The sequence below is a fragment of the Sulfurimonas paralvinellae genome (assembly GCF_014905135.1).
Classification (GTDB): domain Bacteria; phylum Campylobacterota; class Campylobacteria; order Campylobacterales; family Sulfurimonadaceae; genus Sulfurimonas; species Sulfurimonas paralvinellae.
This window is the reverse complement of the sequence record NZ_CP041406.1, coordinates 512,241-536,670: the sequence shown is the minus strand read 5'-3', so window position 1 is coordinate 536,670 and position 24,430 is coordinate 512,241. Positions and strand designations below refer to the sequence as shown.

24 protein-coding genes and 2 tRNA genes are annotated in these 24,430 nt (G+C 38.5%); 9 read left to right on the top strand and 17 right to left on the bottom strand.

Annotation, left to right across the window (positions count from 1 at the left end; genetic code table 11):
- Positions 1 to 103: 103 nt before the first annotated feature.
- The 8 genes from thrB to nadA are packed head-to-tail and all read right to left on the bottom strand — an operon-like array spanning position 104 to position 7,304.
- Entirely contained in the window at positions 104 to 985 is an 882-nt protein-coding gene (gene thrB / locus FM071_RS02855; RefSeq protein WP_193111522.1) for a homoserine kinase, read from the bottom strand.
- Positions 986 to 995: 10 nt separating this feature from the next.
- On the bottom strand, positions 996 to 1,460 hold the full coding sequence (locus FM071_RS02850) for a hypothetical protein (protein WP_193111521.1): 465 nt from the start codon (positions 1,458 to 1,460) through the stop codon (positions 996 to 998).
- Entirely contained in the window at positions 1,453 to 2,337 is an 885-nt protein-coding gene (gene lpxC, locus FM071_RS02845) for a UDP-3-O-acyl-N-acetylglucosamine deacetylase (RefSeq protein WP_193111520.1), read from the bottom strand. The genes FM071_RS02850 and lpxC overlap by 8 nt, the downstream gene beginning before the upstream one ends.
- Before the next feature lie 9 nt (positions 2,338 to 2,346).
- Positions 2,347 to 3,717 carry a peptidoglycan metallopeptidase Pgp6 gene (gene pgp6, locus FM071_RS02840; RefSeq protein WP_193111519.1) on the bottom strand — a complete coding sequence of 457 codons (1,371 nt, stop codon included), beginning with the start codon at positions 3,715 to 3,717 and terminating at the stop codon, positions 2,347 to 2,349.
- Between the two features lies 1 nt (position 3,718).
- Positions 3,719 to 4,396, bottom strand: a complete 678-nt coding sequence (locus FM071_RS02835; RefSeq protein WP_193111518.1) for a DHH family phosphoesterase — start codon at positions 4,394 to 4,396, stop codon at positions 3,719 to 3,721.
- A 29-nt stretch (positions 4,397 to 4,425) separates the two neighbouring features.
- A complete protein-coding gene (gene flhB, locus FM071_RS02830) occupies positions 4,426 to 5,478 on the bottom strand; it encodes a flagellar biosynthesis protein FlhB (RefSeq protein ID WP_193111517.1) in 1,053 nt (350 codons plus the stop codon).
- 15 nt (positions 5,479 to 5,493) lie between these two features.
- Complete coding sequence (gene nadC / locus FM071_RS02825; protein WP_193112010.1) at positions 5,494 to 6,309, bottom strand: carboxylating nicotinate-nucleotide diphosphorylase; 816 nt, start codon at positions 6,307 to 6,309, stop codon at positions 5,494 to 5,496.
- On the bottom strand, positions 6,306 to 7,304 hold the full coding sequence (gene nadA, locus FM071_RS02820; protein WP_193111516.1) for a quinolinate synthase NadA: 999 nt from the start codon (positions 7,302 to 7,304) through the stop codon (positions 6,306 to 6,308). Before nadA ends, nadC begins: the two co-directional genes overlap by 4 nt.
- A 96-nt stretch (positions 7,305 to 7,400) precedes the next feature.
- On the opposite strand from nadA, the gene plsY reads away from it, so the two are divergent.
- From plsY to FM071_RS02790, 6 genes are all read left to right on the top strand, one after another.
- Positions 7,401 to 8,015, top strand: coding sequence for a glycerol-3-phosphate 1-O-acyltransferase PlsY (gene plsY / locus FM071_RS02815; RefSeq protein WP_193111515.1), 615 nt, complete (start codon positions 7,401 to 7,403; stop codon positions 8,013 to 8,015).
- On the top strand, positions 8,016 to 8,348 hold the full coding sequence (locus FM071_RS02810; RefSeq protein WP_193111514.1) for a dihydroneopterin aldolase: 333 nt from the start codon (positions 8,016 to 8,018) through the stop codon (positions 8,346 to 8,348).
- A gap of 100 nt (positions 8,349 to 8,448) precedes the next feature.
- Positions 8,449 to 9,120 (top strand): homeostatic response regulator transcription factor HsrA, encoded by a 672-nt coding sequence (gene hsrA, locus FM071_RS02805; protein ID WP_152184744.1) that lies wholly within the window; start codon positions 8,449 to 8,451, stop codon positions 9,118 to 9,120.
- Positions 9,121 to 9,158: 38 nt separating this feature from the next.
- Positions 9,159 to 10,457: a sensor histidine kinase gene (locus tag FM071_RS02800; RefSeq protein WP_193111513.1), complete on the top strand. Its 1,299-nt coding sequence runs from the start codon at positions 9,159 to 9,161 to the stop codon at positions 10,455 to 10,457.
- Between the two features lie 82 nt (positions 10,458 to 10,539).
- Entirely contained in the window at positions 10,540 to 10,797 is a 258-nt protein-coding gene (locus tag FM071_RS02795) for a YfhL family 4Fe-4S dicluster ferredoxin (protein ID WP_193111512.1), read from the top strand.
- Positions 10,798 to 12,288, top strand: coding sequence for a Ppx/GppA phosphatase family protein (locus FM071_RS02790; RefSeq protein WP_193111511.1), 1,491 nt, complete (start codon positions 10,798 to 10,800; stop codon positions 12,286 to 12,288).
- On the opposite strand, the gene bamA is transcribed toward FM071_RS02790, so the two are convergent.
- A complete protein-coding gene (gene bamA / locus FM071_RS02785) occupies positions 12,285 to 14,567 on the bottom strand; it encodes an outer membrane protein assembly factor BamA (RefSeq protein ID WP_193111510.1) in 2,283 nt (760 codons plus the stop codon). The genes FM071_RS02790 and bamA overlap by 4 nt on opposite strands.
- 97 nt (positions 14,568 to 14,664) lie before the next feature.
- Between bamA and FM071_RS02780 the strand changes: the two genes are divergently transcribed.
- Positions 14,665 to 15,495, top strand: a complete 831-nt coding sequence (locus FM071_RS02780; protein ID WP_193111509.1) for a prephenate dehydrogenase — start codon at positions 14,665 to 14,667, stop codon at positions 15,493 to 15,495.
- Here FM071_RS02780 and FM071_RS02775 read toward each other — a convergent pair.
- The 8 genes from FM071_RS02775 to FM071_RS02740 are packed head-to-tail and all read right to left on the bottom strand — an operon-like array spanning position 15,492 to position 24,079.
- The gene (locus FM071_RS02775; protein WP_226960566.1) at positions 15,492 to 16,943 is read right to left on the bottom strand and encodes a BatD family protein; all 1,452 of its coding nucleotides are present in this window, start codon (positions 16,941 to 16,943) and stop codon (positions 15,492 to 15,494) included. The genes FM071_RS02780 and FM071_RS02775 overlap by 4 nt on opposite strands.
- Positions 16,921 to 18,906, bottom strand: coding sequence for a VWA domain-containing protein (locus FM071_RS02770; RefSeq protein ID WP_193111508.1), 1,986 nt, complete (start codon positions 18,904 to 18,906; stop codon positions 16,921 to 16,923). Before FM071_RS02770 ends, FM071_RS02775 begins: the two co-directional genes overlap by 23 nt.
- A gap of 1 nt (position 18,907) precedes the next feature.
- Positions 18,908 to 19,837 (bottom strand): VWA domain-containing protein, encoded by a 930-nt coding sequence (locus tag FM071_RS02765; protein ID WP_193111507.1) that lies wholly within the window; start codon positions 19,835 to 19,837, stop codon positions 18,908 to 18,910.
- Positions 19,830 to 20,252 (bottom strand): hypothetical protein, encoded by a 423-nt coding sequence (locus FM071_RS02760; protein ID WP_226960565.1) that lies wholly within the window; start codon positions 20,250 to 20,252, stop codon positions 19,830 to 19,832. The genes FM071_RS02765 and FM071_RS02760 overlap by 8 nt, the downstream gene beginning before the upstream one ends.
- Positions 20,239 to 21,069: a DUF58 domain-containing protein gene (locus FM071_RS02755; protein WP_226960564.1), complete on the bottom strand. Its 831-nt coding sequence runs from the start codon at positions 21,067 to 21,069 to the stop codon at positions 20,239 to 20,241. The genes FM071_RS02760 and FM071_RS02755 overlap by 14 nt, the downstream gene beginning before the upstream one ends.
- Before the next feature lie 10 nt (positions 21,070 to 21,079).
- Complete coding sequence (locus FM071_RS02750; protein WP_193111506.1) at positions 21,080 to 22,027, bottom strand: AAA family ATPase; 948 nt, start codon at positions 22,025 to 22,027, stop codon at positions 21,080 to 21,082.
- 58 nt (positions 22,028 to 22,085) lie between these two features.
- Positions 22,086 to 23,081, bottom strand: a complete 996-nt coding sequence (locus FM071_RS02745) for an LPP20 family lipoprotein (RefSeq protein ID WP_193111505.1) — start codon at positions 23,079 to 23,081, stop codon at positions 22,086 to 22,088.
- The gene (locus FM071_RS02740) at positions 23,078 to 24,079 is read right to left on the bottom strand and encodes a CsgG/HfaB family protein (protein ID WP_193111504.1); all 1,002 of its coding nucleotides are present in this window, start codon (positions 24,077 to 24,079) and stop codon (positions 23,078 to 23,080) included. The genes FM071_RS02745 and FM071_RS02740 overlap by 4 nt, the downstream gene beginning before the upstream one ends.
- A 154-nt stretch (positions 24,080 to 24,233) precedes the next feature.
- On the opposite strand from FM071_RS02740, the gene FM071_RS02735 reads away from it, so the two are divergent.
- Both FM071_RS02735 and FM071_RS02730 read left to right on the top strand, forming a co-directional pair.
- Positions 24,234 to 24,309 (top strand) — tRNA-Lys (locus tag FM071_RS02735).
- 18 nt (positions 24,310 to 24,327) lie between these two features.
- Positions 24,328 to 24,402 (top strand) — tRNA-Glu (locus FM071_RS02730).
- Positions 24,403 to 24,430 lie beyond the last annotated feature (28 nt).

Sequence of the window (24,430 nt, the reverse complement as noted above, 5' to 3'; positions counted from 1 at the left end):
CTGTGGTGTCCTTTGTCTGCAAGAGACACACATTCTCGTTGGTTGATGAAATTTTTTCGCCATTATATCTAAATCTCGCTTTATTTAATAGAGGATTGTCAGTTTATCGCTCTATAATGAGACCGGAATTGTCAAAATCCAAAACTTTTACTCCAAAATCCGGAAATTTTTGACGCAGACGATTCGCAATCATTGCAGAATCATCATCATACACAAGAGAAAAGAATGTTGATCCACTTCCTGAAAGCGTACTCATCAATGCTCCGCTCTCATAAGCAACTTTTTGAACCGAAAAGAGCTCCGGCAGTGTTTTCATTCTTGCCTTTTGATGAAATCTATCCTGTGCTGCAAGCTTCAACATTTCCCAATCTTCATTAAAAAATGCGGCAACTGTCAATGCCGTATGAGAAAGATTATAGATAGCATTCTCTTTGGAGTAAGATTTCGGCAGAATTGTGCGGGATTTTGCTGTATTCATCTGTTTATTTGGAATGACCACCACTGCTTTGAGATAATCAGGCAGATGTTTTTTCTGAGAAAAGACCTTGTTCTTCTCAATGGTAGCGACATTGAAGCCACCCATAACCGCAGGTGTAATATTGTCAGGATGCGGCTCATAGACAAGCGCATGATTTAAAATTCGACGCTTACTCACGCGGATGCCAGCCGCTTCATGTGCCGATGCAACTGCCGATACGATCACAGCCGATGAACTTCCAAGCCCGCGAGACATCGGAATCTGATTATAAAAACTAAATTTAAAGTTCTGTTTCTTTTTTGTCAAGCGTGTATAGTGTTCGTTAAAAATAGAGATAAAAAGGTTATTGCCTTTGAGTCTAGGATTATTTTCGCCTTCGCCTTTTATACTTACAGAAAAAAATTTAGAAGGATGAAATTCCACACGGTTGCGAAGATCAACCGCAAGACCCAAGGTGTCAAAACCTGGTCCAAGGTTTGCAGAGGTTGCCGGTACACTTATTGTCACTGATGTTTTCCTATCCAACAGCACCTATTTTATAAAGTGGTGTTGTGTTTGTACTAAACTCGTTGTAATCCAGTTCATCAGGTAACGTAAAGACCGTTGTTGGAACTGTTTCGAACTTCTGAGTTTCTATTTCTGAAACGATTTTAACAAAACATAGCTTTCCTATCGCTTTTATAGGCTGATTTTCATTAAAATAAAAAGCATCACGCGCAAGCATCGGAATCTTTTTCAAAACGGAGAGTGATTTTAAAAATACATAGGCAACTTTTATCGCCATAAAACTTCCCGGTCCATTTGCATAGAGCAGAGTCTGTATATCATATTTTTTCAAAATATCTCTAAAAATCAGCGGCAGAACATCGGAACTTTTTTCCTCTGATTCTATGGTATCCATCAGCTTTTTATCTTCATAAATGCCGACAAGAATGGGAGAAGTAAGTGTGATGAGAAGGACATCTACCTTTTTTTTAGGCATACGCTTTTTCTAACTCTCTCATTTTTTCACCGACGACCTCTATAACCTCATAATTCTCAGCATCTTCCAAAAGTGCAAGTGTCAGTTTATGATTAAGGTCATGACTGCCTGCCATTGCTTCATAATTTCCAATGAAGTTCATGCCTATTAAACTCATATCACCGATAGCATCGAGAATTTTATGGCGAACGAATTCATCCGGAAAACGCAGGCCTTCAGGGTTGAGGATCTTTTTTTCATCCAATACAACGGCATTTTCCAAAGAACCGCCAAGAGCCAGACCTTTTGAACGCAGATACTGTACTTCATGTAAAAAACCGAATGTTCGTGCACGCGCTATCTCTTTTTTATAGCTCTCTTTTGTGAACTTAAGCACATAAGCCTGTTCCTGAATGACAGGATGTGGAAACTTGATAGTAAAATCATAGTTGAGATCCGGTGAAGGAGAGAGTTTTACATATTTTTCTCCCTCTTTGATCTCAACATCTTTTTTAATGCGCATTACTTTTTTGGGTGCATCCAATTCGGCAATACCTGCTTCATCCAGCAAGATGCAGTAACTAGCACTGCTGCCATCCATTACCGGCACCTCATCTGCATCGACTGTTATTTTAAGATTATCTATTCCATAGGCATAGACGGCAGACAACAGGTGTTCTATCGTTGAGATAATGTGTCCGTTCTTACCGATTACCGTCGCCATTTTTGTATCAACTACATTTTCCGGTTTCAAAGGAATCGCCACATCAACATCACTGCGATAAAAGACGATGCCGCTGTTTGCTTCAAGTGGTTCAATTCTGAGCTTTACAGGAGAACCCTTATGAAGGCCGATTCCTACGAGTTCTGCACTCTTTTGTATAGTAGTTTGATACATATTTTTTTCCTATTGTTCGTCAATAATCTTTTTAGCGTTCTTAATTATATCACTAATATTAAGTTTTATCCACTGTTTATCCATCCACTCTTGAGGACGAACTTCTATGCCCTGTACCAAAACACCAAAATGCAGGTGATCTCCCATTGCATAACCTGTTTTTCCGGTACTTGCAATTTTTGTATTTGGCCCTACATCTTCTCCGACATTCACATCAAAACTTGAACAGTGCCCATAGAGCGTGTAGAGTCCAAGACCGTGAGAGAGAATAAGATTATTTCCGTAAAGTCCGTTATAATCAGCAAAAACAACTTCTCCCCCATTTTGCGTGACAATAGGAGCCATTGCGTGAGATGCCATATCCAAACCTAAATGATACGCTTCAGAGATGAATTTACCTTTATAGTAATACTTTCTGTGATCACCAAAATAAGCCACAACCTGTCCATTTTTCAATGGATAGAGCTTTTTCATTTTAAAATTTTCAATCATCTCCTCAGGAACTTTGGAAGTTATCTTATGAATGAGTTTCTCATTTTTGGCACGTATATCTTCATTGATTATTTTAAACTGCTCAAGTTTATTGTCAACACCCTGTGTCTCTTCGAACTGATCTGCAAGTTCTGCGATCTTTCCGTTTAAGAACTTATCTGAGATCGTGATTTTTGAGAGTCTGTAATCTTTATTTTTAAGATAAAGCGGCACATAAGCCTTGCCCACATTACCCGCTGCATCCGTTGCCACAACTGTTGCTTTAAAACCACTGTCTTTAACCGGCCATGCCAGAAGTGCAATATAGTATCCTTCTTTGTAAAAAGGTTCTGCCTTAAAATGTTTGTTGTGATTTGAAAGGATATAAAGGTCCTCAAGGTTCTCATCATCTACTTTAAAAACAACAAGTGCCGATCCGCCTTTAGAAATTTTATAAGAATTTCCGACGATACTCACACTTGGTCTTTTTTTATCGATTTTAAGCTTAAAAGCCTGCTGTGCAAGATTCCCTTTTAAAAAGTTCCATTTACTGGTATCTTGTGCTTCAACAATCAGCTTTATCTCTTTATCTTTCATTGTGTAAGCGCCTCTTGGAGGAGCAATTTCCAAGTCAACCTCTTTTTGAGGATTTAAAAGCTTTTCATACTGCAGTGTTTTATCACCGTCTTGTGTATGCATAACGATTTTATAAGCTTGAACGCCGCTGTCATCCTTTATGGTAAGTTTCAACGGCTTTTTTAAATTCCAAAATCCACTGGAATTTTGCAATACAATACTTGGCGCTTTTCTCTCAAACGTTGCCGAAAAATAGACATAAAGCCCTGCTGCTATAATCAGTACAAGTACAAACAATACACCAAATGAAGAGTTATTTTTTCTTCTTCTCAAATCAAACATCCTTAACTATTTTTATTATTTTATTATTTTCATCACTTTTAACAATATGCACTTCTCTTATATGCACTATATGCAAAAATTCTCTCGCAGCTTCACAAACATCTTCCAAAGAAGCGCCACTTGCATGCAGATCTTCATCACAAAAACTTACATGCGCCACTTTTGCATTTTCTTTTAAAAGAAGATTTTTATACAGTATTGCCTTTAGACGAATTTTGCTTAAAGGCTCACTGTAGACTATATTCTCTACACATTTTTGATGATCAGCACCCAATGTTATCAATTGTGCAAGCACAGCAAAAATTGTACCATCCATTGCATCACTTAGAAAATTTTCATATCGCTGTAATAAGCCTGCATAGAGCGCTGTTGCCATCTTGGCATTGATCTTGACATCACTCATCTGCATAAAGTCATACAAATCCATAATTTCAATGCTGGAATCTATCTCCAGATCTGCAGAATCAGCTCTATTTGAGCGTCTTTTATCTATCCATGGCAAAAAAGAGAATCTTCTCTCTATCTCAGGTGCATAAAGAGATACTTTTTTATGCAGTGACAAACAGTAAGAGTAGAGAACACTTGCCTGAGCGAGGCTCTCTTTATCACTTTTTATAAGAATATGTTTTGACGCTTCTATCTGTTTCTTATCCGGTATCAAATTGCTCAACTTTTGAAAAAATCTAGTGAAATCATATATTATTTCTTATTCATTTTGTAAACATAGGCAAGCACTTCGGCTACCGCTGCAAAAAGAGCTTCGGGGATTGGCTTGTCAACATCGACTTCATTGTAGAGTGAACGTGTAAGCGGTGGATTTTGAACGATATGGACATGATTCTCACGTGCTATCTCTTTTATCTTTTGAGCAACATGATCCATCCCTTTTGCTATAACTATCGGCGCATGTGATGTTTCGGCATCATACTTCACAGCAACGGCATAATGGGTAGGATTGGTAATGACAACATCGGCATTGGGTACTTCTGCCATCATCCGCTTGCGTGAGGCTTCCATCTGTATCTGACGAATCTTTGACTTCACAAGCGGATCTCCTTCCATGTTCTTCATTTCATCCTTTATCTCTTGTTTGGACATCTTAAGACCGTCAAAATACTGTTTTCTAACAATAATGACATCGATGACGGCAAAAAGAAAGATAATCAACAGCATAACAAAAGCGATGATAAGCATCTTGTCTTTCAACCACATCATCTGATCATGCAGACCAAAAAGAGCAACCGTCGGCAATTCTATGATAAAGTAGAAAAAGAAGATAAAACCAACACCCAGAGTCGTAAATGATTTAAAGGTAATTTTGATACCTTCAATAAGTTTTTTCAGAGAAAAGAGATTTTTCATCCCTTTGATAGGATCGATCTTTTTAATATCCGGCATAATTGCCTTGCTGGTAAACAAAAAACCAAATTGTGCAAAAGCGGCAATAATACCGGCAACCGCAACAGCAGCAGCAATCGGCAGCACCATCAGCAAAAATTCCCTAATTGTGACAATGGCTATATCCATCATTGAAGCCCTGTCGAGTTCAGAACCAATAAGAGAAAAGTAGTAATGAAACAGCAAAATCATATGTTTTGCCATAAAAGGAAAGAGCATTAAAAATGCCAAAATTGCTACAAAAAGAGTGATTGTTCCCGATGCATCCTGCGATTTTGGAACATTGCCTTCTTTTCGGGCATCTTCTATCTTCTTGGGGGTGGGTTCTTCTGTTTTTTCAGCGTCGTCAGCCATCTGTTACAATGACCTTTAATCCATTTTCATGGACAGATCGATCCAGTTCGCCTGATGGATAAGTGAACCGGAGCTGATAGCATCAACACCTGTCTTTGCATAAGACTCAATGGTATCGAGTGAAATATTACCACTGGCTTCCAATAAGATATGTGGAAAATTTTCATCTCTAAAAGCAATGACCTCTTCAACCTGAGCCGGTGTCATATTGTCACACATCACGATGTCACACTTGGCTTTCATCGCTTCTTGTGCTATCCAGAAGGTCTCGGCTTCTATTTCGATCTTTGCCGTAAAAGGAATAACCTCACGCGCTTTGGCAATGTATTGAGCGAGATTATCGATTGTTTTTAGATGGGTGTCTTTTATCATCAGACTGTCATCGAGTCCCATTCTATGGTTGACTGCACCGCCGCAACGCGTGGCATACTTTTCAAAGACTCGCAACAGCGGTCTTGTTTTACGTGTATCTAAGAGTTTGACACCGTATGGTTTGATGATATCGACATATTGTTGCGTGAGCGTAGCAATTGAACTTGCGTGCAGCAGCATATCTAAAATTGTGCGTTCACAACGAAGTATTGCGTGAGAATCAGCTTGAAATTCGGCAATGACCTCACCGTTTTTAAAGAGTTCTCTGTCATTTTTCAGCCATTGCACTTCAATGCCTTCAAGCTTGCAAAGCACATCAACATATTTTTGACCTGCCACAACACCATTGCTTTTGGCAACTATCTTGGCACTTGCCGGAACGGCAGGTTCAACCAAAGCGTAAAGATCTCCGCGACCGACATCCTCAGCCAAAGCCTCTTTTACAAATGCCTCTATCATAGGTCCAACATTCTCTCTAGTGCAACTTTCGCCCATTTTTGTGTCTTTGGATCAACTTCTATCTCATTGATAGGTTCACCCTCATCGATAGCCTTAAGTGTATCATAGACATCCTGCAGTGTTGTTTCATTCATCGTAGGACACTCCGGTTTAGTCGAAGAGAGTACATAGGTATTTTTCGGACGCAGACGGTTTACAAGGTTGAACTCCGTACCGACAGCCACTTTTTGATCTTGGGGAAGTTCTTTTATGTAGTTAATAAGCTGAGAAGTAGAACCGACAAAATCACTTGCATCACAGATGGCAGGATCACACTCAGGGTGGGTTGCTATCTTGATACCCGGATATTTTTTACGATAGAACTCAATATCTTCAAGCGTAAAAAGCTGGTGAACGGAACAAAAACCATCATAACAGATGATATCTGCCTCTTTTGGATCACCGCCTTGACCGATAACCATAGATTTCAATCCCATCTGGTTGGCGATATTCTGTCCCAAACATCTGTCCGGTACAAAAAGTATCTTTTTTCCTTCGCCGAGAGCTTTTGTGATGATCTTTTTGGCATTGGAACTTGTACAGACCATACCGCCCATTTCACCGACCTTTGCCTTGACATCGGCATTTGAGTTTATGTAGGTAATAGGCAGTATATTCTCACTCGCGATGCCGTTATCGTTTAAAAATTTCACTGAGTCATCATAGTAGATTGAGTCTATCATTCTCGCCATTGCACAGCAGGCGATTTTTGGCATAACTACACGTTTTTCAGGAGAGAGCACCTTGACACTCTGTCCCATAAAGCCGACACCGCAAAAAAGTACAAATTCAGAATCATCCGCTTTTGTCTTCATAGCAAGCTCAAGAGAGTCACCCGTAATGTCACCGATTTCAAAAACCTCATCACGCTGATAAAAATGCGCAACTACCGTTACACTCAATTTCTTCTTCAATTCGTCAATTTTTATTTTCAATTCTTCATTTGTGTATTGCAAAAAAATATCCTGTATTTTGTTATTCTGCAATTATATCAAAAATTATTTAGCATATAGATTGTAGAATGTCAGAACAAATTATAATTAAGGTTTTTAATGGATTTTTTATTCAATATCAATGTACAGTTTTATATAGCAGCTTATCTTATCGGCGGGATTCCTTTTGGTCTACTGCTTGCTAAAAAATTTGCCGGTGTGGATGTCAAAGCAAGTGGAAGCGGCAGTATTGGAGCAACCAATGTACTTCGCGTGGTCAAAGAACGCGATCCGAAACTGGCTAAAAAACTTGGAACCGCAACGCTTGTCCTCGATGCACTCAAAGGTGTTGTCGTTTTAGCAGCTGCTTATTTTATGGGGCTTGATAATTCTGTACTGTGGGCGATTGCTGTTTTAGCAGTTCTTGGACACTGTTTTTCTCCATATCTTGGTCTTGAAGGCGGCAAAGGAATTGCAACAGGTATGGGTGTTATGATGTTCATGATCCCGATTGAGACGACTATAGCCCTTGTAGTCTGGGCCGTTATGGCAAAAACTGTTCGCATCTCATCTGTCTCTTCACTTACCGGTGTTTTGGCACTGTTGATATCGAGCTTTTTCATTCATCCAGAAATGCCTCACGCACCTGTTGTTTTTATTGTTTTCATTCTTTTTTATAAACATATTCCAAATATCATCCGTGTTATCAAAGGTGAGGAAAAAAGAGTAATTTAGATGAAAATTTTCATAGAAGATCTGAATTTTCAATGCATCATCGGCATTTTGGATTTTGAGCGTAAGCAAGAGCAGGATGTCATCATAAATCTCGAGATCGAGTATACATATGACAAAAATGAATTTATCAATTACGCCGATGTTGCAGAGCTCATCAAAAAAACAATGAAACAAGAAAAATATCTTTTAATAGAAGATGCTTTGCTTAATTTATCACAAATACTTAAAGAAAATTTTTCAAAAATCAACACCCTCAATTTAAAAATCACAAAATCTTCCATACTCCCTGACTGCAGGGTATCTGTTGAAGAGCTTACCTCTTTTGATTCTTAATCCAAACTTCATTTTTTTTTAAAAAAAATTGAAAAAAACTTTAAATTAACCTAAAATTATGATACAATTCCGCCAAAATATTAGAAATAGGAAATGATGAATGCGTATTCTAATCATAGAAGATGAAGTAACATTAAATAAGATGCTTGCAGAGGGACTAAAAGAATTTGGTTACCAAAGTGATGTTGTTGAAACACTTAAAGACGGTGAATACTATCTTGACATCCGTAACTACGATTTAGTTCTTATGGACTGGATGCTTCCGGATGGTAATTCAGTAGATATCATCGGTGATATCAAAGCGAATACTCCAAAAACTGTTGTTGTTGTTCTTTCAGCAAGAGATGATAACGAAAGTGAAATTGAAGCACTTCGTGCAGGTGCTGATGACTACATCAGAAAACCTTTTGATTTTGACGTTCTTGTAGCACGTATAGAAGCGCGTTTACGTTTTGGTGGTAGTAACATCATCGAAATCGAAGACTTGACTATCAACCCTGAAGAAGAAAAAATCACTTACAAAGAAACTGAAATAGAGCTCAAAGGAAAACCTTTTGAAGTACTTACTCACTTGGCACGTCACCGTGACCAAATCGTTTCCAAAGAACAGCTTTTAGATGCTATCTGGGAAGAGCCTGAACTTGTAACGCCTAATGTTATTGAAGTTGCTATCAATCAAATCAGACAAAAGATGGATAAACCATTAAGTATTACAACAATTGAAACTGTGCGCCGTCGCGGATACCGTTTCTGTTTTCCAAAAGAAGTTTAATCCAAACAATGATATAATCCCTCAAAAAAAGGGATTATATGTTCTCCAAAAAGAGTATTAGAAAAAGCTTTCTAATCCAACTCATTTTTTCCTCTGCAATTTTAATCTTTATCTTCTCATCTGTTTTATACTTTTACATCGAAAAATCAGTCTATGATGAAAAAAAAGAAGAGCTTATCCATTATGCTAAAAATATAGCAAACTATAAATCTGTGTTTCAGTTAGATGATTCCATTTCAGAGAACTTTCTCTCCATCAATATTGAAATTATTCATCTCAAATCTCCAATGGGGGACATGGATGTCTACGAGATCACTAAAAAAAATCAAACCTATCTTACCCTTATCTATCCCTTTAAACTTGATGATGCAAGTTATCTGAAAATCACCAAGAATATCACACCGACAAAGCGCTTGTTAAATAAAATACTGCACTATATCTTCATCATCAATATCGCCAGTTTTTTACTGGTCATTCTCTATGCGGTAATGCTTTCTAAAATGCTTGTTGTCCCTATTAAAACTCTCAATATGAAGCTTGCGAACATGAACGAACACCTGATGAAACCAATTGACCTTAACGCACTTCCACAAGAGTTTGAACCACTTGGTGAAACGATCAATCATCTCATCGCAAGAATTCAAAACTTTGTCAAGTATCAAAAAGAGCTCTTCATCGGTACTGCGCATGAGTTAAAAACACCACTTGCCGTAATCAAACTCAAAAATCAGGTAACACTCATTAAAAAACGCTCTCCAGAGGAGTACATCGACGCACTCAAGACGACAAACAAGACAATAGATGAGATGAATATCATTGTCTCAAATATTTTAAACATAGGCCGTCAAGAGGGTGCGCAGCTTGATAAACCCGTAGAAGTCGATGTTATCTCAATTCTTAAACAAAAAGCAGATGATTTTAAACTCTTAGCAGAGAATGAAGGCAAACATCTTTTAATGGATTTCAAACCTGACGGCTATATGGCAACGCTGCAGGTCTCTCTTTTAAATCAAATCATCCAGAATTTTCTACAAAATGCACTCAAATTCACACCAAAAGAGAAGCATGTTCTTCTTCGCAGCAAAGAGGATGAATATGGACTTTTAATAGAAGTTATTGATGAGGGGTGTGGTATCGATGAAAGTGTCGATCTATTTGCACCTTTTAAACGCCAAGGCAATAAAAGTGGTGTTGGCCTGGGTCTCTTCTTGGCAAAAAGTGCTGCAGATGCGCTCGGTGCTAAGATAAATATAAAAAATAGAGAAGACGGTATTGAGGGAACGGTTGCTTCACTGCAGCTCAACTCCAAACTATCGTGCATAATTCCAAGGAATTAAAAGCGTTTCAAAAATAATAAAGCTTACTTTTGCTATAAATCTCTCACGAAATAAATAAGTAGAAAATATAAGGTTTTTGAATATGGCATTAATTATTAATGAAGAGTGCATAGCATGTGATGCTTGTCGTGAAGAGTGTCCGACATTAGCGATCGAAGAAGGTGACCCGATTTACTATATCGACCCTGACAGATGTACTGAATGTGTTGGTGTTTATGATGAACCTGCATGTATTTCAGTCTGTCCTGTTGACTGCATTGTTCCGGATAAAGATAATGTGGAAACAATTGCAGAACTGCAGTTCAAGTATAAACAGCTCCAAGAGCACGAAGAGTTATAATTGGCTAAGAGAGTTGCTATCATAGACATTGGTTCTAACTCAGTTAGAATGGTTGTCTATGAGAAGACTTCCCGTTATGCTTTCCACCTCCTCCACGAAGAAAAATCCAAAGTAAGAATATCCCAAGACGCCTACAAGCACAATGGAGAGCTTCAAGAAATCCCCATGCAGCGAACCTATGATGCCCTGCATGACTTTTTAAGTATCGCACACTCTTTTAAAGTAAGAAAAGTTCTCTGTGTAGCGACTTCTGCTTTGCGTGACGCACCAAACAAACAAACTTTTTTACTGCGTGTCAAGCACGCTCTTAAACTCAATATTAAAATCATCTCAGGAGAGAAAGAGGCATACTTCGGTGCTATAGCCTGTGCAAATCTCCTGCCAAAACAAAAAAATGCATTGAGCATAGATATCGGCGGCGGTTCTACAGAGTTTGCTTTTATCAATGAAGATAATGTCTCAAATACCGTCTCTCTCAAACTTGGAACTGTTCGACTTAAAGAACTTTTTTTCGATAAAGACGATATAGAAGGTGCAACAAATTACATTGATAAAGAGTTAGAAAAACTCTCTGATATCAGCTCTGTAAGTACACTTATAGGGATAGGTGGAACATTTCGGGCAATATCCAATGCTATTTTAAAAGAGACGCTCTATCCTCTCAATAAATTGCATGCATTTGAGTACAGCACAGCTATCTTCAAAGATTACCTCAAACGTATTCTCAAAGCCAAAGATGAAAAGGCTTTAGCTGCTCTTTTTATCAAAAACAATCGCTTTGATGTCATCAAACCCGGTACACTGATACTGCAAAGAGTGATGAAAAAAATCGATATAGACAAAATCATTACAAGTGGTGTCGGTGTACGTGAAGGTGTCTATCTTTCTGATCTGCTTCGCACTTCCAAACATAAGTTTCCGCAAAACTACAATACATCGGTACGCTACATTTTAGACTCGTATGTGCAGGATAAAGCATTTTCAAACAATCTTGCATCTTTAAGCAAAAAGATTTTTGATCTGACAGCAGAATATTTTGGTATCGATAAAGAGTACAGAAAATCATTAAGTATTGCTGCCAAGCTCTATCCTGCCGGCAGTAGTGTTCATTTTTACTCACAGAACAAACACACTTACTATATCATCCAAAGTGCTTTGGAGTATGGATTTAGACATCATGATATTATGCTCATCTCAACATTGACAAAGTATGCAAAAAATCGTCTGCCATCAGATACACATCTACAGCTCTATGCAAAACTGCTTCCTGAAAATGTACATATAGTGCACTCTTTAAGCTACATACTCTCCCTCTCTATTGCACTGCTAAGTCATCGACCAAGAAATATAGATTTTAGTATGGAGTTTGCATCGGGAGCGTTCACGATTCGATCAAAGACGAAACTCTACATCGCACAAAGAGCTGTTTCGAAAATAGAATGTAAGGACAATCATTTTCAAGTTCTCTTCGAAGAAGATAAAAACCTCTAGAACCTCTGGCCCATTGTAAATTCAAAGTTAGAAGTCTTATCGCCCTCTTGTGGGTTGATTGCTTTGGAGAACATCAATTGAATCGGTCCTACAGGAGAAAACCACTCCAGTCCTGCTCCATAACCGGCACGGGATTGATTGTTGGTACCATCTAAAACATTTGCACTGATATTATCTGAAATAATTCCCCAGTCCAAATAGGTAACCAAACGCATCTTCGCTTTTGGGATCAGAGGAAAACTCATTTCAACATTATTAGAAAATGTCTGTGTTCCCCCTATCCTTCGAATAGTCGTTCCTTTATAGGTATCTGTTCCTGAAGAATCTGCAATCATTGGTGAGATAGAGTAAGACTCATATCCTCTGACACTTCCTATACCACCCATATAAAACTTTTCTGCCAATGGAATATAGCCATTGTCTATAATGGCATAATAGCGCGCTTTATAGCGAAATATAGCATCAAATCCCAGGTAATCATCCAGTCCGTAATACTTGTTGAATGTCGTTCTCGATTTTAAGAAATCCGCATCACCGCCGAGTCCTGATTTTTCAAAACTTTGAGAAAGGGTAAACCCTTCACGCGGCAGATAATAATCATCTGTAGAGTCCCAGTTTATACTTACCGTAACTGAACTTTTATCATACGCTTCAAAGTAATATGTTCCCGTTCCGTACTGTGACGCGTTAAAATCTGAACCGAATTCATAATCATTTTTAGAGTATCCATAGCCAAGATAACCACTTATATGTCGAGAAAATCTATGTCCAGTACCAATAGAGACACCGTCTGTCAATGTCGTATAATCATTATAGTCATAGACAGAGTGGTAAACAGAAAAGTTTCCGCTGAAGTCACTGTCGTTAAGTCTCGGGTTTGAAATATTGAATGAGTAGCTTTGTGATGTCTGTGACTTTTCAGCTTTGACACCGACATTGATACCTGAACCCCAAATATTTCTATCATTTACACCTATGCTCAATAGCAACCCGCCATAGGAACCATAGCCGCCACCAAGCTGAACATTACCGGTCGGTGCCTCTTTCACTTTTACAACAAGATCCATCGTATGGTTGTCAATACGCTTCTCTTCAATCGTATTGCTATCAAAAAATCCAAGACGCCCAAGTGAGTTACGTGAATCTTTCAAGTCGGTTAAGGAGTACATATCTCCAGGACCTAGATAGAGTTCACGACGGATGATTCTGTCAAGCGTTCTTGTATTTCCGGAAATAAGTACATTTCTTATTTTTACTCTATCTCCAGGCATAACGCGAAAAACGACTTCGACAGTTCTCTTTTCTTTGTCTTTCTTTAGATCCGGTACAACCTGCACAAAAGCATAGCTTTTATCTGCTATGAGTGTTTTTATCTTTTCAGAGTCCTCACGGAACTTCTTAACATTAAAGATATCTCCTTTTTGCAAAGAGATGAGTTCTCTTATCTTTGCATCGTCTATCACATGCTTAACTTGATAAATCGTTACTTTAGAGATCGTATATTGTTCTCCTTCTGTAATCTGATAGCTCATGTCTGCGAGATAACTGTCAAAATTGACACGGACAAAAGGTTCATCTACTTTTGCATCGAGATAACCATGTTGCATATACATATCACGAATTCTCAAATTATCATACTCTAAATCACGAAGCGACATTTTTCCGTTGTTTCTTCCCCAGAACCATCCCATAAACTGATGTTCTTTATTTGCTATGACATCATCAAAATCATCCGGATCCAATCCATAAACACCGCTGTAGTCGATCTTTTCAATCGTAATCTCTTCACCCTCGTTGACAATAAAAGTCACTTTAATACTGCCGTTTTCAAGATATGTCGTTTTCACTTCGACAACAGAGTCTATTTTTCCCTCTTGTGATATCGCTTCGATAATTCGTTTTTTAGCAGCTTCGATTTTCTTTTCATCATAGAGCGTACCCTTTTTAATTTGAATGACCGAGTCTTTCACATCGTCATCATTCTCTTTCCAGCCTTTGAGTTCAACTTGAGAGATGATCGCTTTTTCTTTAAAATAGAAAGTAAGTTTTCCATCTGAAAATTCCGCCCAGACATCATTGAAATATCCCTGCTCAAAATATTTTTTAATCGCTTTATCGACATCTTCCACACCAATATCATCACCTTTTTCAAAGGAGAGCATGCGTAAAGCAACCGGTTTTGACAAGTGCATCATCCCGTCAAATTCTATTGATTTCACAACTTCTGCATATAAGCTGCTTGTTAAAAAGACAAAAAAGAGCGATAAAAATATTTTCATTCATAATCCATACGTAAAATTAGAAAAGATTTTACCCATTATGAGGTTAATGTTAAGTAAATTCAGTATAATTTTGAAAAATAATAAAAGGGATGTCGTGAATGTAGCAATTATAGGATTAGGGCTTATGGGTGGTTCTTTGGCACTGAGTCTCAAGAAACTTGACTTTATCGATGAGATTGTCGGTCATGACCATAATGAACAGCATCAAAAAGATGCACTTGCTTTACATCTTGTAGAAAAGATCGTCTCCTTTGATGAAGTCAAAAATTATGATGTCATCTTTTTAGCCATTCCTGTCAATGGTGTCATTGCCGCACTTCAAGATCTCAAAGATATCAACAAAAACACAACCGTCATAGATCTTGGCAGTACAAAAGCAAAAATAGTTGCCGCCGTACCAAAAGAGATACGTAAGAACTTCGTAGCCGCACATCCAATGACTGGAACAGAGAATTTTGGTCCTCACGCAGCATTGGAAGGCCTTTATGAAGATAAAGTCGTTGTACTATGTGATCTTGAAGAGAGCGGTGAGCACCAAAGAGAAGTCGCGCGTAAAATCTTCAAAGCACTGAAGATGAAAAAATACTTCATGAAATCAAATGAGCATGACAGACATGCGGCATTTATCTCACATATGCCTCACGCAATCTCCTATTCACTTGCAAATACCGTCATGCGACAAGAGCAAAAGAACAATATTTTAGCGCTTGCTGCCGGTGGATTCCGTTCTATGAGCCGCCTTGCTAAATCATCTCCTTACATGTGGGAAGATATTTTCAGACAAAACAAAGAGAACCTGCTCGAAGCAATTGATCTTTTTGAAAAAGAGCTCGATTTTATGAAAGAGTGCATCAAAAATGATGAGTGGGAGAAAGTACATAAGGAGATGGCAGACGCCAATAAGTTGCACGATATCCTAGATTAGGCTATATCGTACTTCTTAATTATCTCTTTTAAGAGCTTTTTATCTATCTTTTCTTTTTTCCCGCCATATAAATTACCTTCTAAAATATCTACTATTTTTTTCACTTCTTCATCTTCATCTTTATATGGCAATAGTTTTAGAAGCAATAGTTTTTCATCTTTTATATTGAAGCTTTTTTCTTTTCTTGCTATTTTAAAAGGTTTGAAAAACATAAGAGCAATACCAATGACAAGGCCAGAGATAAAAACGACAGCCAGCCATATATAATTTACACTATTTTGAGTTGCCGGTACTGAAGTTTCTTTAGCTTTTTTTATCGTAATTTTCGGCTCTTCTTTTTTAATATTTAATGAACTGCTCGCATTAGCAGAGCCTTTTACTTTTATATGGATCGGTTCTGTTTTTATCTGTCGTACCTGTTTTGTTTTGAGATCATAAAAAGCGAGTTTAAAAGGTGGTATTGTAAAATCTTTATCTGAGACAAAAGCCAGTTTTTGCGTCAAAGCATCTCCGTGAATTTCAATCTTTTCATCAAAGACATTCACGCCGTCAATGTAAGGCTTGAACGTGCCTATATCTTCAAGATTGCCTTCTCCTTTTACTGTTACCGTAACATTAACAGCCTCATTAGATGTTATCTCTGTTTTGTCCGCTTTGACACTAATAGTAAAATCACCGACGATTTTGGCACCGTTTGGCAGAGGTTTGGCATGAATTTTCACTTCATTAGAGTAATAATTTCTCCACTTTACCTGAGGCATAAATGATCCCCACATATCACGACGATTTATGCGTGTAGCGATTCGAAGTTGTGCAGGCTTTATTGTTAAATTGCCTTCTCGTTGGGGAGCGAGTTTATAAGATGCACGGGTGATGATATACTCCGGTGTCTCTTGTCTTGTTGCCTGTGATTTTGCCTTTATCCAGAAACCTTTGAAATCCGGTTCTATGAATTTCGAATCAACAACAGCAGCATTTTTACTTTGTTTGAGTTCAAGATTGAGCACAAACGGCTCTCCTACATACAGCTCTTCTTTAGAGGGTTTTAAAGAGAGAACAAAGGGCGCATCTTTATCCTGTGAAGCAGGTTTTACAACTACTTTGACTGCGTTGGATTTTTCTGTTTTGCCATCGACCTCAACATTTACAGGCTCAATAGTACAGCTTTTTTGTGGAGCGAACTCATATGAGAGTACATAGCTTTTCTTGTAGTCCATATTGACCATCTCGATGCTTGTCTGTGAGCTTGTTCCAAGTATTTGATTGCCACAGATATCATTGAGTACCGGTTTATGTACTTTTTCACCGCTGATAGTCAGTATATATGTAGCTGTTTCACCGCTGTGCACAACAGGCGGTTCAACACGTGCTGTTACAGAAGCATAAACAGCTGTAGTAAAAAGTATAAATGTTATAAATATTTTTTTACCAAGGTTTTTCATTTTCATTATCCTTTATAGGTTTTTCTTTGTTGAGCATATAAAGATAGGAGTTTTGCTGCTGATTCAATGCCTTGAGCCATTTTTTCTCTTCGGCATCGCTCATTTTATCTTTCATCATTTTTTGCTGCATTTGTGCTGCGTGAGCTTGTTCTTTGTCTTTTTTATTTTTATCTTCTTTTTGACTTTTAAGCTCCTGAAGTTTTTGTTTTTCTTTCTTCGCTTTTTCTTTTTCTTCTTTGTTCTGTTTTTTCTGCTCTTCTTGATTCTTTTGTTGATTCAGCTTTTCATCAGAACTTTGCTGTTTTGATTTTCTCTCTTGTTTCTCTTTTTGTTTCTCATTCTCTTTTTGCTGCTGCTTGTTTTGCTGAGAATTTTGCTTCTCTTTGTGTTCATTCTTTTTATTTTGCTCACTCTGTTTGTTTTGCTGATTTTGTTTATTGTCCTTACTGTTTTGTTTGTTGTTCTCATTTTTGTTTTGCTGATTTTTATTCTTCTCATTCTTTTTATTTTGCTGCTTATTTTTTTGATCTTTATTCTTTTGATCTCTATTTTGCTGCTGTTTCTTTTGTTGTTTTTTCTGCAGCGCTTTTTTTACAGCTTCGAGATTCTCACGCACCGCTTTGTCTTCATGAAGTTTCAAAGACTCTTCATAAGATTGTATCGCTGCTTTTAGCTCTTTTTCACTGCCGAGTCTTGCGTGAGCATTCCCCATATTTGCAAAGTTTTTGGCACGCTCTATTTTATTACTAAACGTCGCTTTTTCATAATTTTGCAGTGCTTTTTTATATTGTTTTTGCTTGTAAAAAGCGTTTCCTGCATTGTAATAAGCAGCGTCCTTATGGGTTTTCTTCGCATATTCGTCAAAATATTTCGCCGACTGCTGATAGTTTTGCTGCTCATACGCTTTTTTGGCACTGTTTAACTCTTTAAAATCCAAGATACCCGCTTTGACATTAGGTGCATTGAAAAGCACCAAAGCCAAAAGGAACATGGAAGGCACCTGTACCGTTTTACGCTTACTCATTGAAGATGTAGCAATCAGCAACAACAGAAGTGCCAACCCTACAGGATAGTAAAAAAGAGGTATGTATTTTTCAATCTCTTCAGATTTTCTCTCTTTTTTCTTCGCTTTTGTCTCTATCTCACGCAGCATCGCTTTGACATCACTGTTGGCATTCACACCTTCTATATAAACACCGCCTGTTTTTGTTGCAAGGTCAGCAATATTCTCATTTAATTTTGTCAAAATAATAGAACCGTTTTGTTTAATAAACTCTCCGTTAGGCAGCTTGATCGGTGCTCCTTTTTTCGTTCCTATTGCTAGTACAAACACAGTTATGTTATGCTTTTTCGCATAAGCTATCTCACGTGAGAAGTCTTTATCATCACCACCGTCACTCAGCAGCAGTATATATCTTCGCGTCTCATCTTTAATACTTCTGTCAACCACCTCAAGCATGGACATCAGATCTGTTCCCTGCTCTGTTATGGATGTCGTATCCAAATTTTTAAGCAAAAATGCTACGGCATCATGGTCAAAACTAAGAGGAGAGACAAGATAGGAGTTCTTTGCAAAAGCTATGACACCTATGCGTTCGTTTGGTGCCAGTCGCAAAAACTCCAGCGCTTTTTGTTTTGCCAGCTTCAAACGATTCGGATAGACATCCGTCGCAAGCATCGAATCAGAGATATCCAACGCTATCATAATGTCAGCACTTTTTGCCTTGATCTCGATCTTGCCCTCTTTGATGACCGGACCTGCAAGTGCGATAACCAGTAAAACACCAATGAGAAAAAACAGTGCGTTTCTAGCCTTGAGCGTCAAAGTATTTGCACTGACACGCAGCCTGTCAATAACTTCCTGAGAAAAAAAGTTTGCCTGCGCCTCTTTCTGCGTGAGCAGCAGTCCAAAGAGTATGAAAAGCGGCGGAAGCATATAGTATAAGAATTCAGGATGTAAAAAACTCATTTTATGCACTCCCTCTCTTATTTCGAAGATAGATATAGAGCATTAGTGATATCAACCCTATAAAGAGCGGATAGAAATAGTAGTACTTCAGATAGGTAAATGTTTCATTCTTGATATCTGACTTTTCAAGCGCATCTATCTTGTCATACACCGCTTTTAGTTCATCTGCACTTGAAGCTCCAAAAGCCACGCCGCCTGTCTCTTTGGCTATCTTCATAAGTACTGCACGATTGTAGCCGTCAGGACCGCCTATTCCGATAGGATAGACCTTAACACCCTCTTTTTTTGCCAGATCGATAGCAACATCGAGAGGAATCTTATCTACCTGCGGCGTCGAATAACCGTCAGTCAGTAAAATAGCCACTTTGGATTTAGCCTTACTCATTTTAAGGAGATTAACCCCCTGTGCAAGTGCTTCATAGAGTGCCGTATATTTTCCGGCCATGCCAATCTGCAACTGCGAAACTATGCGTGAGAGAATATGCTCATCATAAGTAAGCGGTGAAGCGATGAAAGAGTAGGCGCCAAAAACAACGAGACCGATATTGTCGTTCTTACGTTTTTTTATAAAGTCTCTTACAATTCTCTTCACAACATCAAAACGTGTTGCTGCAGGGTTCATTCTGTCAAATCCACGCTCTTGCATAGACTGCGAAGCATCCAGTATCAATGCTATTTCATGTCCTTTTTTCGGTGCAAGCTCATACGGCTCGTCTTTCACAGGCGACATCAAAGCCAAGATCAACATCACTATCCCCAGCCATTTCAGAAAAAAGAGCAATTTAGATGTAGCAATATTGCTCTTCATAAATTGGCTTGCGTGAGGAAAGTATATAGACGGCAGTTTCATCTTACAGAGTGTTTCACAGGCTATGAAAAAAAAGATTACAAATGCAATCTTTGGAAATTCGAAATATATTCCGTCAAACATCTATCATACCTCTATATAGTTCTATAATTCTCAATGTTTCACTGTCGAAATCATCAACATTCTTTTTGTATTTATACTTCTGTAAATGTTCTAGCATATCATGATAGGTCTTCGCATGTCTATCGCTGTCATTTGCAAAGGTAGCGCCATATTCCGTGAGTTCATAAGCTGCTTTCTTTGTCTCATTCAAATCAATATTGTTTAAAATTTTCCAATGTTCTTTTCGCAGATTAAATCTATTTTTAGTTCGAAAATGTCTATAAAGAAGATATAAACCGCCTAGCACAATCAGCGTAACGACCGTAACGATTCCTATAAAGTAACAGAATGAATAATCTTCTATCTCAAGCAGCGGTTTTATATCGTGTAACGGTATCTCATTTGTCTGCATATTTTGCATATTATCTGCCTTCAAATAATCTTCTTAAAGCGACACCGGCACTTTCATGTGTATAAACTTTTGTAAAACGAACATGATGCTTTCTAAAAGTCGCATAGAGTTCTCTGTCATGCTCTGTCACTTTTTTCGCATACGAAGCCACAGTAGCATCATTGAAGTCACCTTCAAGTACATTACCGCTTTCCGGATCAATCAATGAAGCAAAACCCATTTTCGGCGGTTTTTCTTCTAAAATATCCCGCACGACAACGGCGACAACCTCATGTTTTTTTGCCAGAAGTTTAAAATCGGGAATTTCAAAAAAATCACCGACAACAATGACAAGTGATTTACGCTTAAGTCTTGTAAAGAGCGTATCAGCGAGCACTTTGTAGTCTGCTTTATGGTTCAAGGCTTCAAAGTTCACGATCTCTTCAACGTTTTTATGCACGGAGAAGAGTTTTTTGCTCGGTTTGAGGTGTGATTCCATTCTATCTGTAAAGATATAAGAACTCAGCAGGTCACCATTTTTTATCGTTGAGAAGCTCAGCATTGCCACTATCTCGGCAATCACATCCTGCTTGAAGCGTTTTGAACCGAAGTAAACACTCCCGTTGAGCATGGAAGCGACAACGACATTGAGCTCACGCTCTTCACGAAATATCTTGATATAAGGTTTTTGCAGCTTCGCAGTGATATTCCAGTCTATATGACGAATATCATCGCCCGGCATATACTCACGCAGCTCGATAAAATCATAGCCCTCTCCTTGAAATATGGAAGGGTTGTTCCCCACCATTTCGGAAAAGACCTGACGACGAGCACGGACAAGTATCTTTTGTAGTTTGCTCACGTGAACAACCTTACGGGATGGCTACAGCTTCAAGCACTTTTTGAATGATCTCATCTGTCGTAATGCCTTCCGCCTCCGCTTCATATGTGAGCACTATACGGTGACGCATCAACTCTTTTGCAATATAAGCAACATCGACAGGAGTCACAAAATCCTTTCCTCGCATAAATGCCATCGCTTTTACCGCTTTGAACATATCGATACTGACACGCGGAGAGGCACCGAACTGGATAAAATCTTTTATCTCTTCAAGACCGTATTCTTCCGGATATCTCGTCGCATTCACAAGCTCGATCATATACTTCTCAACCTCGGCATCGACATGCACCTCTCGCACGGCAGCTTTGATGGCATCGAGTTCGCCTTTATCAATTGCAGGCATGATGTTCTCAAAGTTTCCGCTTGAGATCCTACGCGCGATTTCCAGCTCTTCTTCTTTTGTGTTGTACCCGACAACAAGCTTGAGCATAAAACGGTCAAGCTGTGCTTCTGGAAGCTGATAGACGCCCTCTTGTTCTACAGGATTTTGTGTCGCCATTACAAAGAAAGGAAGATCTATCTTGAAAGTCGTATCACCGATGGTAACCTGCTTCTCCTGCATCACTTCAAGAAGGGCAGACTGTACTTTTGCAGGAGCACGGTTGATCTCATCTGCGAGTAAGAGGTTTGTAAAGATCGGACCTTTTTTGATCTTGAACTGATTGCTTTGCGGGTCATATATTTCAGCCCCTAAAATATCTGACGGAAGTAGATCCGGTGTGAACTGCGCACGCTTGAAATCAAGTCCAAGTGCTTTTGAAAGGGCATTTACCGTAGTTGTTTTTGCAAGTCCGGGAACACCTTCAATAAGGATATGACCCTCACATAAAAGAGCGATAAGAAGAGAATCTATCATCTTCTCTTGCCCAACGACTACCTTTGCAACTTCATTTTTTATATTTTGAATCTTTGAAATCATATCTTCACTACCTTAATGTGTATATAGTGAAAGTATATTCCTTTGGAGTAAACGATTTTTAAATGTCTAAATTGAGCACTTTTTCAATGCCCTCTTTTTCAATGAGCCTGTTCAATTTTTTCACTAGATCCTGCTTCGCAATGCTGTAGCCCTGGGATGACTGACCGACAAGATTGAGGGAGTTATTCGCTATGACATTTGCGTGAGCATCTTGTGTTGCAATAGTTATGTTCGCTCGAGCCAGTGTAAATCCATACGCGCTTGCTTTTTTTATATCCGCATCTATCAAGACATTGAAATGAAACTTATCTTTTCTATTTTTGATTGTCAGTTTTTTAGCACTGATTCCCTTTGCAATCGGAAAAGCCAATGGCTGATAGTTCGATTTCACCCAAAAGCTTATACGCTGCAATAAGGCATCATGCTTTTTACGAAGTCTTTCATACCTTTGCAGATAACTCTCTGCACTGAATTTCGGCTCTAAAACTTTCATCACAGCTAATGAATTTTGCAGCTCTTTTAGCGAATCTAATGATTGTCTATAAAAGGCAAGTTGTTCTATGGCATTCTTGCTGCCTATATTTTGCTCACGCATTTCAATGATGTTAAGCTGCTGCTCTATATCCTGCTTCAGTCCGTTAAAGAACTGCTTCTTATCGACTTTTATCAAAACAGCATAATGTTTAAACCCGAGTTTCTCCGATTGAAGCAGTTCATAGTTTGTTACTTTTATCTTTTGTACTTCACTGTGTGTTTCATTGACATAGGTTGCATCCGAACTATTGTAATGTGTTCCTTCTTTCACAATTGTTTTTGCGCTGTAGTTTGAAGAGATAGATACACTAAGCGTCGATAGCAAGAGCGTAAGAGCATTCGATATTGCTTCTTTTTTCTCCTTGCCTTCGCCGATTGCATAGAGTTCAAAAGCATTTGATTGCGGCGGATGGGTGTACCACGATGGTAACGCTTTTGGCTGCACAACAACCCTGTTTGCAGAGCCGCATGCTGTCAAAAAAAGCATTGCGGTCATTATAATGTATACCATTTTTTTCATCTGTTAAGCTGCTCCATTGTTTTCTCTCTTTTTGCTATGAGTCTGTTTATACGCACAACAGCTGCATTTATCTCTTCTACCGGTTCGACCATCAGATTATCGGCATACTCATAATACTCTTTTGCCTCTTTATATTTTCCTTGTGCTTCTTTAATGACACCCAAATTATAAAAAGCAACGTAGCTTTTCCCACCTGTCGAATCTATAAGACGTGTTAAGAACTGCTCTGCTTTGTCATATCTTCCCTGCTCTATATATTCCAAAGAAACCTTTAAGAGTTTTTTCTGCTGCGATGTATAATCAAGATCGGGATCATCCAAAAGTGTCACGGAGAAGCTTCGATAATGCGGTGTCAATTGATAGGTAAAATCATCCGCTATGTTCTGTGCTAGTTGTTGTGCTACCATTGATGTAGAAGGTAAGGCACGTGAGTCGTCACTGCAATGCTTAAAGACCCTGTTTCTGCTGAGCGTATCAGCATAGATGATATCTCCATGTGAGACATCTACGACACGCACCTCCGCGGCAAGCGAGACTACACGCTTCATACAGCGTACATTATAGTAAGAGAGTTCACTACATTTTGCATTGGCACATCGTACCCGCGGCTCATAAAAATAGCTGTCCTGTTTTGCAGGACGTCGCACATCTCCGGAAATAATAGCCTGCGCACCAATGATCTCACCCACTTTAACCGATCCCTCTTCATCTACCAAACCACTGCTTTGAAGTTTTTGTTCATTGATGATAGTATTGAAATCGTTGCGGCTTACTATTGTAAAATATTTCTTGTTGTCAATCTTAAAACTTGCCAATTTTGCTTCTATCTTTCGTGCGAGACCTACTCTATCATTTTTAAAATGAAGCACTGCTATTTTTTTTGTTTGAGAGATTCTGTCAACCTTTGCAGGTTCAAGCGCCTTGATACGAACTTGCTGCGAACATCCCGAAAAAGACATCAACAGTATCAAAAAGACAAAATATCCAAATATTTGCATTCATTTCCTTTATTTGGCAATGATTTTAGTTAAAAATTATTTAATTGATGATTAATATGCATAAAAGCTATAAAATTTAAAATTTCTTCTTATTTTGCTTGACATCTTAAAAGGATTTGTCTATAATTTCGACCTCTTAACAAAGAGAGTATATGTCTCGTTAGCTCAGCTGGTAGAGCACGTCACTTTTAATGATGTGGCCGATGGTTCGAATCCATCACGGGACACCATTTTACACCTTTTAAGTTGGCCCCGTCGTCTAGCGGTTAGGATCCATGGTTTTCATCCATGTTACAGGAGTTCGATTCTCCTCGGGGTCACCAACTTTTCTCTACAACTCCCTAAAATAAG

Excerpts from the sequence above, each read along its gene's own strand:
- FM071_RS02775 (WP_226960566.1), bottom strand. The coding sequence starts at position 16,943 with ATGAAAATGAAAAACCTTGGTAAAAAAATATTTATAACATTTATACTT.
- FM071_RS02750 (WP_193111506.1), bottom strand. The coding sequence starts at position 22,027 with ATGATTTCAAAGATTCAAAATATAAAAAATGAAGTTGCAAAGGTAGTC.
- hsrA (WP_152184744.1), top strand. The coding sequence starts at position 8,449 with ATGCGTATTCTAATCATAGAAGATGAAGTAACATTAAATAAGATGCTT.
- FM071_RS02745 (WP_193111505.1), bottom strand. The coding sequence starts at position 23,081 with ATGAAAAAAATGGTATACATTATAATGACCGCAATGCTTTTTTTGACA.
- flhB (WP_193111517.1), bottom strand. The coding sequence starts at position 5,478 with ATGGCTGACGACGCTGAAAAAACAGAAGAACCCACCCCCAAGAAGATA.
- lpxC (WP_193111520.1), bottom strand. The coding sequence starts at position 2,337 with ATGTATCAAACTACTATACAAAAGAGTGCAGAACTCGTAGGAATCGGC.
- FM071_RS02810 (WP_193111514.1), top strand. The coding sequence starts at position 8,016 with ATGAAAATTTTCATAGAAGATCTGAATTTTCAATGCATCATCGGCATT.
- nadC (WP_193112010.1), bottom strand. The coding sequence starts at position 6,309 with ATGATAGAGGCATTTGTAAAAGAGGCTTTGGCTGAGGATGTCGGTCGC.
- FM071_RS02800 (WP_193111513.1), top strand. The coding sequence starts at position 9,159 with ATGTTCTCCAAAAAGAGTATTAGAAAAAGCTTTCTAATCCAACTCATT.
- FM071_RS02770 (WP_193111508.1), bottom strand. The coding sequence starts at position 18,906 with ATGAGTTTTTTACATCCTGAATTCTTATACTATATGCTTCCGCCGCTT.
- FM071_RS02850 (WP_193111521.1), bottom strand. The coding sequence starts at position 1,460 with ATGCCTAAAAAAAAGGTAGATGTCCTTCTCATCACACTTACTTCTCCC.
- FM071_RS02795 (WP_193111512.1), top strand. The coding sequence starts at position 10,540 with ATGGCATTAATTATTAATGAAGAGTGCATAGCATGTGATGCTTGTCGT.
- bamA (WP_193111510.1), bottom strand. The coding sequence starts at position 14,567 with ATGAAAATATTTTTATCGCTCTTTTTTGTCTTTTTAACAAGCAGCTTA.
- plsY (WP_193111515.1), top strand. The coding sequence starts at position 7,401 with ATGGATTTTTTATTCAATATCAATGTACAGTTTTATATAGCAGCTTAT.
- FM071_RS02740 (WP_193111504.1), bottom strand. The coding sequence starts at position 24,079 with ATGCAAATATTTGGATATTTTGTCTTTTTGATACTGTTGATGTCTTTT.
- FM071_RS02765 (WP_193111507.1), bottom strand. The coding sequence starts at position 19,837 with ATGTTTGACGGAATATATTTCGAATTTCCAAAGATTGCATTTGTAATC.